At 60.5% G+C, this 11984-nt stretch carries 11 protein-coding genes; 8 read left to right on the top strand and 3 right to left on the bottom strand.

Features of this window, described 5'->3' with window-relative positions; genetic code table 11:
* Window positions 1-21 precede the first annotated feature (21 nt).
* Window positions 22-474, top strand: coding sequence for a CBS domain-containing protein (locus tag KF794_05545; protein ID QYK46153.1), 453 nt, complete (start codon window positions 22-24; stop codon window positions 472-474).
* Here KF794_05545 and KF794_05550 read toward each other — a convergent pair.
* A complete protein-coding gene (locus tag KF794_05550; GenBank protein ID QYK46154.1) occupies window positions 471-1964 on the bottom strand; it encodes a hypothetical protein in 1494 nt (497 codons plus the stop codon). The two genes, KF794_05545 and KF794_05550, sit on opposite strands and share 4 nt — an antisense overlap.
* 80 nt (window positions 1965-2044) lie before the next feature.
* On the opposite strand from KF794_05550, the gene KF794_05555 reads away from it, so the two are divergent.
* Window positions 2045-4723 carry a bifunctional acetate--CoA ligase family protein/GNAT family N-acetyltransferase gene (locus KF794_05555; GenBank protein QYK46155.1) on the top strand — a complete coding sequence of 893 codons (2679 nt, stop codon included), beginning with the start codon at window positions 2045-2047 and terminating at the stop codon, window positions 4721-4723.
* A gap of 30 nt (window positions 4724-4753) precedes the next feature.
* Here the strand turns inward: KF794_05555 and KF794_05560 are convergent, their stop codons facing one another.
* Together KF794_05560 and KF794_05565 are read right to left on the bottom strand one after the other, a co-directional pair.
* Complete coding sequence (locus tag KF794_05560) at window positions 4754-5599, bottom strand: universal stress protein (protein QYK46156.1); 846 nt, start codon at window positions 5597-5599, stop codon at window positions 4754-4756.
* The gene (locus KF794_05565; protein ID QYK46157.1) at window positions 5592-5942 is read right to left on the bottom strand and encodes a hypothetical protein; all 351 of its coding nucleotides are present in this window, start codon (window positions 5940-5942) and stop codon (window positions 5592-5594) included. Before KF794_05565 ends, KF794_05560 begins: the two co-directional genes overlap by 8 nt.
* 145 nt (window positions 5943-6087) lie before the next feature.
* Between KF794_05565 and KF794_05570 the strand changes: the two genes are divergently transcribed.
* The 6 genes from KF794_05570 to ccoP all read left to right on the top strand — a co-directional run bounded on the left by KF794_05570 (window position 6088) and on the right by ccoP (window position 11968).
* Entirely contained in the window at window positions 6088-7626 is a 1539-nt protein-coding gene (locus KF794_05570) for an AAA family ATPase (GenBank protein QYK46158.1), read from the top strand.
* Between the two features lie 73 nt (window positions 7627-7699).
* Window positions 7700-8413 (top strand): sulfite exporter TauE/SafE family protein, encoded by a 714-nt coding sequence (locus KF794_05575; GenBank protein QYK46159.1) that lies wholly within the window; start codon window positions 7700-7702, stop codon window positions 8411-8413.
* A 144-nt stretch (window positions 8414-8557) separates the two neighbouring features.
* Window positions 8558-10180 carry a cytochrome-c oxidase, cbb3-type subunit I gene (gene ccoN / locus KF794_05580; protein QYK46602.1) on the top strand — a complete coding sequence of 541 codons (1623 nt, stop codon included), beginning with the start codon at window positions 8558-8560 and terminating at the stop codon, window positions 10178-10180.
* Between the two features lie 15 nt (window positions 10181-10195).
* Window positions 10196-10930 (top strand): cytochrome-c oxidase, cbb3-type subunit II, encoded by a 735-nt coding sequence (gene ccoO / locus KF794_05585; protein ID QYK46160.1) that lies wholly within the window; start codon window positions 10196-10198, stop codon window positions 10928-10930.
* Between the two features lie 7 nt (window positions 10931-10937).
* A complete protein-coding gene (locus KF794_05590; GenBank protein QYK46161.1) occupies window positions 10938-11093 on the top strand; it encodes a cbb3-type cytochrome c oxidase subunit 3 in 156 nt (51 codons plus the stop codon).
* Window positions 11094-11095: 2 nt separating this feature from the next.
* Window positions 11096-11968: a cytochrome-c oxidase, cbb3-type subunit III gene (gene ccoP / locus KF794_05595; GenBank protein QYK46162.1), complete on the top strand. Its 873-nt coding sequence runs from the start codon at window positions 11096-11098 to the stop codon at window positions 11966-11968.
* Window positions 11969-11984: the final 16 nt, after the last annotated feature.

An 11984-nucleotide genomic window follows, 5' to 3' on the forward strand; every position in this document is an offset into this window, starting at 1 on the left:
GAAACCTGCACGGTGCGAACCATGACGAACCGGAATGCCGGGCAGCCGATGCGCTATTTCTACGAGCGCAAGGTTTCCGAGTATATGACTAGACAGATCGTCTATTGCGACGCGCGCACGACGCTGCGCGAAGCGGAGGCGTTGTTTGCGCGCCATGATTTCAATTCGTTTCCGGTCATGGAGAATGGAAAGCTGATCGGGGTCTTCTCCAAATTCGACTTCATGCGCGCGTTTGCCTTCACCGAAGAGCATCCGCTTCCGGATTACAGGACCATCATGGCAGGAGCCGTCCGCGATTTCATGCGCGAGGAGATGTTCACGACAGACCCCAACATGCCGTTGACCCGTGTGCTGCAGAAAATGGTGGAACGCAGGACCCGCAGCCTGCCGGTCGTGAGCGAGGGCAGGCTGGTCGGAGTCATCTCGCGCGAAGACGTGATGAAGGCGCTGGCGGAATCGACGCCGCGGAGTTAGCGGACGATCTTGCGCCCCAGCAGCGCAATCGCAGCAATCGGGATGACGAACCCCGCCGCCACGACGCAAATCAGCAGTGCGCCGAGTTCTGAATATTCCCCGCGGCCGACCACGAAATAGTGGTTGAGGTATTTCGTGAAAAGCTGTCCTGCGACCAGCGCGAGGTTCATGAGGGAAGCCATCAGCGCGAACCACGTCGCGCGCCTGCCTTCCGGTGCATAAAACGCGATCAGTGCGAGCAGCGGCACCATGCTGAGTTGCGCGAAAGGCGAACTGGTCGCGGCATCGACCAATGCGATGGAGCGCGCGCCGAAGCCGAGATGCGCTTCCGTCCAGTGATGCATCCCGTAATAGAGGCCGACGTTGGGCAGCGACAGTACGGCGCCCAAAACGGTCAGCCAGAACAGTACGGCGGTTACGGAATATTCGGTCAGCTGTTTCGAGAATAGCCAGAGCACCATCACCGAAATCACGGCGGCCGTCTGCCGCAGAACGCCGTAGAAGGATTCGTCGAACTTCAGAACGTCGATGGTCCACCAGAAATAACCATCGCCGACCGCGGGCGTCGCCCGGAAGGCGAATATGATAATGGCGGTGAAGAAGATCGCGCGCCTCGTCGCGGACGGCACATCCTGCGTCACGATGGCGAGCATGACGCAGACCACGACCATGGAGACAATAAAGATGATCTCCTGGCCGAACGGAACGCCTAACAAGCCGATCGCGACCACGGCGCTGCCGAAAGCGATCCCGCCGATCAGGATTCTCAAATCGAGCGGGCGGCGTTCGGCTTCGCGTTCCGAAGCCGTGAATGCGGCAATCAGCGAGAGTGCAGGCACTACCAGCGCAACAAGGAAGACATGCTCGCGCGAAAGCACCGACGCAATCCATCCCGACAATCCCGCAACCGCGACGATTCCGGCGGATAGCGCGAGACGGCCGAGAACCTGCACCATGCCGAGTTCGGCGCGGACTTCCGTTTCGTCACGCGGCGCGCCCTGCGCATCGGTGCGGTTTACGACCTCGGTGGAGATCGCATCGGCTACCACGTCCTGAATCACAGTGCCGAGCACGACCAGAATCGAGCCGAGCACATAAAGGCTGGCAGTCGGCATGAACGTGAGCCAGCCGCCAGCCGCGCCCGCCAGCGTTAGTAAACCCGCTGCGGTGAACAGCGCACCGGCAACAAGGTAGACGCGGCGCTGAGATCCGAAGAGTGGAATGCTGTCGACCATCTGGCCGAACACCATCTTGATGGTCCAAGGCAACGCGAGCCAGACGCCGATGCCCGCGAGTTCGGCGGGCGAGAGACTGAGGCGTTCTTTCACCCAGAGATCGCGGCTGACATCGATCAGGCCGAGCGCACCGTAGCTGAAATAGACCAGCAGCAGTGGCGCGTAACGCAGCCGCAACGCGGCGATTGGCCGGACGATGGCTTCGCGCAGCGGCAGGAAGTACCGTAGGGCGAGACCGCGTTTCGCTTGCGGCAAGGGAGAAAGTTGCTGCTCGTCAACCAAAGGTCACTCGATTTCTGTTACAATTCAGAACAATCAGAGAGCAAGAACGCCGGATGTCAACGTACCGAATTGCCGAGCTTCTCAACCCGCAATCCGTCGCAGTGATCGGTGGAAGCGAGCGTGAAAGTTCGGTTGGCCGCGCCGTGCTGAAGAATCTCACGCAGAGTGGTTTCAAGGGTCCGGTTCATCTCGTCAATGCGAAATATCGCGAGTTGCTGGGTATCACCGCGCAACGCAGCGTCGCGGAGCTTGCCGCGGTCCCGGAACTGGCGGTGATCACCACGCCGGCGGAGAGCATTCCAGCGCTGGTGGACGAGCTGGGTGCGCGCGGCTGCAAGGCGGCGGTCGTGATCAGTTCCGGGCTTGGGCGGGGCGAGGGGTCACCTTTCGAGAATGCGCGTCTCGCCGCGAGAAAATACGGCATGCGTGTCGTCGGCCCGAATTGCATCGGCGTATTGTCGCCGGTCTCCGGGTTGAACGCCAGCTTCGCCGCGCACATGCCTAAGTCCGGCGATCTGGCGCTCATCTCGCAGTCCGGCGCGATCGTGTCGGGCATCATCGAATGGGCTGCCGCGCGCGGCATCGGGTTCTCGTCCATCGTTTCGGTCGGCGACCAGATGGACGTCGATTTCGGCGACCTGCTCGATTACTTCGCCAACGATCACAAAACCCGCGCCATTCTTTTGTATGTCGAGTCGATCAAGGATGCCCGGAAGTTCATGTCGGCTGCGCGAGTCGCGGCGAGGGCAAAGCCGGTCGTGGTGTTGAAGGCAGGGCGCTTCGAACAGGGCGCGAAGGCGGCCGCGACACATACCGGCGCGATTGCCGGTTCCGATGCGGTCTATGACGCTGCGTTCCGGCGCGCGGGCTTGCTGCGCGTTTTCGACCTGGCGCAACTCTTCGACGCCGCGGAAATCCTGAGCGCGATCCATCCATTCAAAGGCGGGCGTCTTGCCATTCTCACCAATGGCGGCGGCCTTGGCGTGCTTGCGGTCGATAAATATACCGAACTCGGCGGCAAGATGGCGACCCTTTCGCATGCAACCATGCAGGCGCTGAACGCAGGTCTTCCCGCAAACTGGTCGAAGGCGAACCCCGTCGACGTAATCGGCGACGCAGACGCCACGCGCTATGCGCTCGCGCTCGAACAATTGCTTGCTGATCCGGAGAACGACGGCATCATCGTCATGAATGTCGCGACCTCGCTGGCGTCCCCAAGTGGGATCGCGACCCGCGTCGCGGAAGTTGTGCAGAATCATCGCAAGCAGTCTTATCCCGGAAAGCCGGTGCTTGCGGTTTGGGTCGCGGAGAATCCGCCGGAGCGCGAGATATTTGCGCAGGCAAAGATTCCGCTGTTCCTCACCGAAAATGCCGCCGTGCAGGCGTTCTCGCAGCTTGTCCGTTACGGCGAGGCGCAGGAAGCGTTGCGCGCGACCCCGCCGAAGTTCGTGGGAGATTTTTCGCCGGATCGCGAGGCGGCGGCGCGCGTGATTTCCGGGGCCATCGCCGTGGGGCAGCAATGGCTGACGCCGGAACAGATGACGGTGCTGCTGGAGGCGTACCGGATTCCGGTCGTGGTTTCGCACATCGCGCCGGATCCGGCGGGCGTGCGCAAACTCGCGGAACGCATGCTGCAAACCTGCGAAGCAGTCGCTTTAAAAATCCAGTCGCCCGATATTGTTCACAAGTCGGACATTGGCGGTGTGCGGTTGAATATCAGAACGCCTGCCGATGCGGAAAAGGCAGCAGCGGATATTCTCGCGCGTGCCGGCAAGCTGCGGCCCGATGCGGTGCTCACCGGCATTCTCGTGCAGGAAATGATCGAACTGCCGAATGCACGCGAACTGATCATCGGCGTCGCGGACGATCCTGCATTCGGTCGCGTGGTGGCGTTCGGACAGGGCGGTGTTTCGGTCGAGGTCGTCGGAGACAAAGCGATTGGCCTGCCGCCGCTAGATATCAATCTTGCGAAATCGCTCATCGACCAGACTCGCGTGGCAAAATTGCTGAAGGCTTATCGCAATGTGCCCGCGGCCAACCGGAACGAACTGGAAACGATGCTCGTGAAGGTGAGTCAGCTCGTTTCCGATCTGCCGGAAATCGTACAGCTCGATCTCAACCCGGTGCTTGCGGGTGCCGAGCGCGTGGTCGCGCTGGACTCGCGTGTCATGGTGCAACAGACGCCGCGGCAGAAAGGCGCGATGCATCTCGCCATTCGTCCTTATCCGAACGAATGGGAGCAGACCGTCGAATACGGCAGCTCCGAGACTGCGACGGTCCGTCCGTTGCGTCCGGAGGACGAGCCTTTTCTGGTGGAGTTCTTCAAGCATGTGACGGACCGCGACCTGCGGCTGCGCTTCTTCAACGTGGTGCGCAATCCCGGCCACGCTTTTCTCGCGCGCCTTACGCAGCTCGATTATGCGCGGGCGATGGCGTTCGGCGCGTTCGACAGTGAGGAATTGCTGGGTGTCGTCAGGCTGCATGCCGACGCGAATCTGGAAACCGGCGAATACGCGATCCTGCTGCGCTCCGATCTTAAGGGTAGGGGGCTGGGCTGGAAGCTGATGGAACTGATCATCCGCTATGCGAAGGCAGAGGGAATAAAATTCATCGAGGGGCAAGTTCTCGCGGAGAACACGACCATGCTCGCGATGTGCACGAAGCTCGGCTTCGACGTTTCCGTCAGCGAAGACGAACCCGATATGCGGGTCGTGCGCCTGAAGCTGAATTAAAAACGCCGCTGCGCGACTACCAGCGCCGGATCAATGCGAGAGCAGGACGGGTACCGTCATCGTAGCGAGAATGGTGCGGGTGACGCCGCCGAGTATCCATTCCCGCGCACGCGAATGACCGTATCCGCCCATGACCAGCAAGGTCGTTCCTGCGTCCGCCGCATAGGACAGGATCGCATTTCCGATGTCGATGCCCTTTGCGTTGAGCGATTGCAGCCGGGCCTGTACCCCGTGTTGCGCCAGATATCCTTCGAGGCCGTGTTGGATAGCGGCGACCTCTTCGTCGCTCCCCGCGGTGATGACATCGACCACCTTGGCGCGGCGAAGCATCGGCAATGCGTCCGAGAGCGCTCTTGCCGCCGGGCGGCTGCCGTCCCAGCACACGAGGATGCGCTCGAACGAAGCGCGAGCCTTATGGATGTAGGGCACGACAAGAACCGGATGACCTGAGCCGAGTAACGTGCCTTGCACGAAATCCGGCAATTCCGATTCATCCGCAGCCGCTTGCGGAACGATGGCGATATCGAACAGCCGCGCATATGTGGCGAATTGCTCGGCCGGATCGATGCGCCCGATGCGACATATCTCCGCCGAGGCGTTCGGTTTGAATGTCTGCGCCTGCCGTTCGAAGGCCGCAGCGGTGTCGCGCGCTTCTGTTTCGCTGCGTGCCAGCAGGTCTTCGATCACGCTGGGAGGAATTGCATCCAGCGGACCGGCCAGCGGTAACGCCGGATCGGAAAGCAGCGAAAAACCTTTGATCGAGGCATCGAATATTTCCGCGAACGACAGTGCATATTCGTTCGTCGCCTGCGAATTGCGATGCGGAGCCAGCGCAACCGCAACCGCACGAATGGATGTTCTATCCTGCTCAGGCATTGGGAATCCGGTTGCCGAGATTGAGGCGTTCAAAAGCACGGCTGCGGCAGGCGAGGCATTCATTCATGAATGTGAAATACGAGTCGCGAAGCCGTGCACCGTAGTCCGCCAGCGCGGACCATGCGTCCTGATAGTTGCGGGATGCAGCGAGGGATTGTTGCAGTCTCGCGGCGGAAACCAGACCGGCATCTGCGAAAACCGCCGACTGATGGGTGAGGTCGCTCATCGTGTCGAGCAGGACGTCGGTCAGCCGCTCGCCTTTCTGGAGATTATTTTCCATCATTACACGCAGGCTGCCGAATACCGCAGAAGGTTCGACGGCCGTTTCCGGAATGAAACCCATGACGTTTTGTCCTGCCGAATAGGTGCAATAGTAGAGTATTCCCGCGCACATACATTTGACGTGCATCAAACGCGCAACGCAGCGGGTTCGTGAATTTGTCTTCCACGGTGTTACCGAATATTTGTTTCCGGCGCCGGTTAAGCAGATGAATTCAAATCACACGCAGAAAGAAATTCTCGACTATCTGGAATCTCCGGCTTCGAGCGGCGGTCTTCCGGTAAAGCGGATCGACACCCACGCGGCCAGTATTTTCCTGTCGGGAACCCGTGCGCTGAAGGTGAAGCGCGCGGTCAGGTTCCCTTATCTCGATTATTCGACGCTCACGCTGCGCAAGGCCGCATGCCTCGCGGAGATCGAGATCAACCGGCGCTTTGCTCCCGAACTTTATATCGGGCTGGCGAGGGTGACGCGCGAAAGCGACGGCTCGTTGCGGATTGGCGGGCAGGGAGAGGCGGTGGAATGGGCTGTCGAGATGCGCCGTTTCGACGATGGGCTGACGCTCGACCGCTTTGCTGAAAACAACGAAGTCCCGGCCACGATGGCGGAGGCGGTCGCTGCGCGGCTCGCGGAAGTCCATCGCGATGCCGAAAGGCAGGATGCAGGCGCGTGGATTGCTGCGCTCGCAGGGTTCTTCCGCCAGCATCGCGAGACGTTCCGGAAGCACCCCGATCTGTTCGACCAGCGGCAAGCGGACATCCTGCTGCAAGGCGTGACTGAAACGCTCGCGAGCACGGGAGAATTGATCCGTCGCCGTGCCGACGCCGGGCTACTCGTGCGCGGCCACGGCGACCTTCACCTCGGCAATATTGCGCTGATCAAGGGCGCGTCCGTCATTTTCGATGCAGTGGAATTCGATCCGCTGATTGCGGGCGGCGACATTCTCTACGATCTCGCGTTCTTTTTAATGGATCTGTTCGTAGGCAGGCACCGCTTGGCCGCGAATGCAGCCCTGAACCGTTATCTCGCCGTTTCGGCAAGAAGCGAAAATCTGGAGGGGTTGCGGCTGCTTCCGCTTTTCCTCTCCACGCGCAGCGCCATCCGCGCCGTGGTCGCGGTTGCGCGTTTCGAGCAGAAAAGGAAACCGGAAGATGTGGCAACCGCGCAGCATTATTTTCACTGCGCTTGCAACCTGATCGCGCCTTCCGCGCCACGCCTGCTTGCGGTCGGCGGGCTTTCGGGAAGCGGAAAATCAGTGCTTGCGCGCTCGTTGGCGCCGTTCGTATTGCCCGCGCCGGGCGCCGTCGTTCTGCGTTCCGACGTCAAGCGAAAGCAGCTTCTCAGTGTCGCGGAAATGGCCCGTCTCGATGCCAGCGCCTACAGCCCGGAGATGAGCGCAAAGGTTTACGAGGCTGTTCTGGCCGACGCGGCGAAAGCGATCGGCGCAGGTCATTCTGTGGTCCTCGACGCCGTGTTCGGCGCACCGGAAGAACGCGAAGCCGCCGCAAGGGTTGCGGAGAAAGCGGGCGTTCCCTTTCAGGGCATCTTCCTTCACGCCGATCTCGATAAGAGGATTGAACGCGTCGAGCGCCGCACCGCTGACGCCTCTGATGCGGATCGTTCGGTCGTGCTGGCGCAGGAAGCGCGTGGCGCAGAGGCGAAAGAATGGATTCGAGTCGACAGTTCCGGCCTTCCGGAGGAAACCCTCGATGCGGCATTGCAGGCGACAAGCCTGCTCCACACGTAGGCATACGTCCGCTGCGCGATTGATCCACGTCAATATGGTGCGCGGCATTTCCATGTGAAATGCGCGGCTATCCATGCCGTATTTCGAGCAATCCGTTTTTCTCGCCGGGCTTTTGCTTGGTCTGTCCTCGAGCGTGCATTGCCTCGCGATGTGCTCCGGCGTGGCCGCGAGTTTCAGCCTCGCAGGGCAGGGCGCTGTCGCCGTTCGCCAGCCGCTGGTTGCGCGCACGCTATCCGTGCACGCGGGGCGAATCATGACCTATACGGCGGCCGGCGTGGCGGTCGCTGGCGCAGGTTCGTTCGCGGCGTTTGCTGGAAACAATCCCGCCGTTGCGAATGCAGTCCTGCGCTGGATTGCCGCCGCGTTCCTCGGGTGGACCGGCGCTGTAATCGCGGGATTTGCACCGTCCATACTTGCGCCGGAAAAGGCGCGCGCTGCGGCTGCATGGTTCTCTTCCCGAATCGGTTCGGCCTCGTTTCTTCGCCGTGGCGGGTTTGTTGCGGCGGGAATCGTCTGGGGCTTCATGCCGTGCGGCATGGTGTATAGCGCACTGTTCTACGCGATGCTTACCGGAGCGCCGTTGCGTGGCGGACTGACCATGCTCGGGTTCGGTCTCGGCACGGCGTTGCCGCTCATGGCGGTCAGCCTCGGCATTCCGTTTCTAGGGAACAGGGCTGCCGCGCCTGCAATGCGGCTCGTATTCGGACTCGCGGTGATAGCGGTGGGTATCGCGGGTATCGCGTTTTCCACGCGCGAAATCGCAATTCTCTGCGGCATCAGGCCGTAGTTGAAAGTGCCGGGGGACTGCCCGGCGATTGATTCAGATCAACCTCGTTTTCGCGTCCGTCTTTAGGTTGCAGCTTGGGTTGCTTCCAAAGAGCGAAAGCGGGGATGAATCGTGCAGCTTGAAATCAGCCAGTCCGGCAAATCCATGTCGATGGGAGAGTTTGCCGGGATCATCTTGGCGTCGCTCACCGCGTTCGGGCTGATCTGTATCGCCGCGCTGGCGACAACCACCGAATATTCCTTCCATGCGCTGGTCATGGCGGCTGCCTCGATCGCCGCGGTCTTCGCAATCGGCAACCGCTACATGGACCGCCCCGCGGAGATTCCGCAGGAGATCGGCGGCAAGCCCAATTACAACATGGGTCCGGTCAAGTTCACGACCATCGCTTCGCTGTTCTGGGGCATCGCCGGATTTCTGATCGGTGTTATCATCGCGGCGCAGCTGGCGTTTCCGCTGCTCAATCTAGATTTGCCATGGACCAGTTTCGGCCGTTTGCGGCCGCTCCACACGTCGGCGGTGATCTTTGCCTTCGGCGGCAACGTGCTGATCGGCACATCTTTCTATGTCGTGCAACGCACTTGCCGCGCGCGCCTCGCGGGCGATCTTTCGCCGTGGTTCGTGGTGCTCGGTTACAACCTGTTCATTGTCATTGCCGGTACCGGTTATCTGCTCGGCATCACCCAGTCGAAGGAATATGCCGAGCCGGAATGGTACGCCGACTTGCTGTTGACCATCGTATGGGTCGTCTACTTCCTTGTATTCGTTGGCACCATCCTGAAGCGGAAAGAGCCGCATATCTTCGTCGCGAACTGGTTCTACCTCGCGTTCATCGTGACGATTGCGGTGCTGCACATCGGCAACAACGCTTCGATTCCGGTTTCGATCTTCTCCGCGAAATCGTACATCGTCTGGGCCGGTGTGCAGGATGCGATGGTGCAGTGGTGGTACGGCCATAACGCGGTCGGCTTCTTCCTCACCGCGGGGTTCCTCGCGATCATGTATTACTTCGTGCCGAAACGCGCGGAGAAGCCGGTCTATTCGTATCGGCTGTCGATCATCCATTTCTGGGCGCTGATCTTCCTCTATATCTGGGCGGGTCCGCACCATCTGCATTACACCGCGTTGCCCGACTGGGCGCAGACGCTCGGCATGACGTTCTCCATCATGCTGTGGATGCCGTCATGGGGCGGCATGATCAACGGCCTCATGACGCTGTCCGGCGCGTGGGACAAGCTGCGCACCGATCCGGTGCTGCGCATGATGGTGGTCGCGGTCGCGTTCTACGGCATGTCGACGTTCGAAGGGCCGGTCATGTCGATCAAGGCCGTGAACTCGCTCAGCCACTACACGGACTGGACCATCGGTCACGTTCACTCCGGAGCGCTCGGTTGGGTCGCCTACATTTCCTTCGGCGCGATCTATTGCCTGGTCCCCTGGCTGTGGAACCGCGAAGGCCTGTGGTCGAACCGCCTTGTGAACTGGCACTTCTGGATCTCCACGCTTGGCATCGTGCTCTACATCACCGCGATGTGGGTCTCCGGAATCCTGCAGGGCCTGATGTGGCGCGCCTACACGCCGCTCGGCTTCCTCGAATACTCGTTCATCGAGTCGGTCGAGGCGATGCATCCCTTCTATGTGATCCGCATGCTCGGCGGCGTGCTGTTCCTGACCGGAGCGTTGCTCATGGTCTGGAACGTCTGGAAGACCATCGCGAGTGCCGAACCTGCGCGGGAGCAAATGCCGATGCAGCTCAGCCCGGCCAACTAAAAAACGGAACCGAAAATGTCGATCTGGGCAAAACACCAAATCCTCGAACGCAATTCGATTCTGCTGATCTTCGGCATCCTGATCGTGATTGCGATTGGCGGCCTCGTTGAAATCGCACCGCTGTTCTACCTGAAGAGCACGATCGAGAAGGTTGATGGCATTCGTCCGTACACGCCGCTCGAACTTGCGGGCCGCAACATCTATGTGCGGGAAGGCTGTTATGTCTGCCATTCGCAAATGGTGCGCGCGCTGCGCGACGAGGTGGAGCGTTACGGCCATTATTCGCTGGCGGCGGAGTCGATCTACGACCGGCCGTTCCAGTGGGGATCGAAGCGTACCGGCCCCGACCTCGCGCGCGTTGGCGGCAAGTATTCCGATCTCTGGCATGTAGATCACCTGAACGATCCGCGTTCGGTAGTGCCGACCTCGATCATGCCGGGCTACCCGTTTCTTTCGACGACGCCGTTGAAGACCGACGACATTCAGGATCACATGAAGGCGCAGGCCGCGCTGGGCGTGCCGTATTCGAAAGAAATGATTGCGAACGCGTTGTCCGATCTTCGCGCGCAGGCTTCGAACGATGCGCCTGAAGCCGAAGATCTTCGCAAGCGCTACCAGAACGTAATCGTCCGCAAGTTCGACAACAATAAAGCCTTCGTCTCCGAGGCCGACGCCATCGTCGCGTACCTGCAAATGCTCGGTACGCAGGTGGACTTCAAGGCCTATCAGGACAAGGCAAACCTGCGGTGAGGCGTCAATGACTGAAACTTATCTCATGCTGGCCCGCTTCGCGCAGACTTGGGGCCTGATCTACTTCGTCGCCGTTTTCCTCGCCGTGGTCGTTTTCGTGATGAGTCCGTCGCGCAAGGCGAAATACGAGGAAGCCGCAAAAACACCGCTTCGCGAGGACTAATCGTGGCCGATAACAAACCGAAAGACGACAACGTCAAGCGCTCGACGACCGGCCACGAATGGGACGGTATCGAGGAGTTGAACAATCCGCTGCCCAAATGGTGGGTGTGGATGTTCTACGCGACCATCGTGTGGTCCATTGGCTATTGGGTCGTCTATCCGTCATGGCCGCTGATCAGCTCTTATACTTCCGGCGTATGGAGCTGGCAGTCGCGCGCTGCTGTGAAAGAGGAACTGCAATCGCTGGAGCGGCTGCGCGAGCCGCTGATCGCGAAGTTGCGTGAAGCACCGCTGGAAAAGATTCTGGTGACGCCGGAATTGCTGACACTGGCGCGCGCCAACGGCCGCGTTGCGTTTCAGGATAACTGTGCGGGCTGTCACGGCATCGGCGCAACCGGCGCACGCGGTTATCCGAACCTGAACGACGACGACTGGCTGTGGGGCGGCAAGCCAGAAGAGATTATGAACACGATTCTCTTCGGTGTGCGCTCGAACCACCCGAAGGCGCCTAGCGGAACGATGCCTGCTTTCGGCCGCGACGGGTTGCTGAAGAATCCTGAAATCGATGCGGTCGCTGAATTTGTCAGAACACTTGCGAACCTGAAGACGCCGGAGGGTACGGATCTCGCACTTGGCGCAAAGGTATTCGCGGAGAAGTGCGCGGTCTGTCACGGCGACAAAGGCAAAGGCAAGCGCGAGTTCGGTACGCCCGATCTCACGGACGCAATCTGGCTCTACGGCTCCGACCGCAAGACCATCGTCGAGGGAATTTATTACGGCCGTGCTGGCGTGATGCCGGCCTGGTACGGACGCCTCGATGAAGTGACGATCAAGTCGCTCGCCGCTTACATCCATTCGCTGGGCGGCGGCAAGTAGTCCTGCGAAGACGGCA

The organism is Xanthobacteraceae bacterium (assembly GCA_019454205.1).
Taxonomy (GTDB): Bacteria; Pseudomonadota; Alphaproteobacteria; order Rhizobiales; family Xanthobacteraceae.

Coding starts and splice junctions, on each gene's coding strand:
- KF794_05545 (QYK46153.1), top strand. CDS start 22: ATGACGAACCGGAATGCCGGGCAGCCGATGCGCTATTTCTACGAGCGC.
- KF794_05555 (QYK46155.1), top strand. CDS start 2,045: ATGTCAACGTACCGAATTGCCGAGCTTCTCAACCCGCAATCCGTCGCA.
- KF794_05560 (QYK46156.1), bottom strand. CDS start 5,599: ATGCCTGAGCAGGATAGAACATCCATTCGTGCGGTTGCGGTTGCGCTG.
- KF794_05565 (QYK46157.1), bottom strand. CDS start 5,942: ATGGGTTTCATTCCGGAAACGGCCGTCGAACCTTCTGCGGTATTCGGC.
- KF794_05570 (QYK46158.1), top strand. CDS start 6,088: ATGAATTCAAATCACACGCAGAAAGAAATTCTCGACTATCTGGAATCT.
- KF794_05575 (QYK46159.1), top strand. CDS start 7,700: ATGCCGTATTTCGAGCAATCCGTTTTTCTCGCCGGGCTTTTGCTTGGT.
- ccoN (QYK46602.1), top strand. CDS start 8,558: ATGTCGATGGGAGAGTTTGCCGGGATCATCTTGGCGTCGCTCACCGCG.
- ccoO (QYK46160.1), top strand. CDS start 10,196: ATGTCGATCTGGGCAAAACACCAAATCCTCGAACGCAATTCGATTCTG.
- KF794_05590 (QYK46161.1), top strand. CDS start 10,938: ATGACTGAAACTTATCTCATGCTGGCCCGCTTCGCGCAGACTTGGGGC.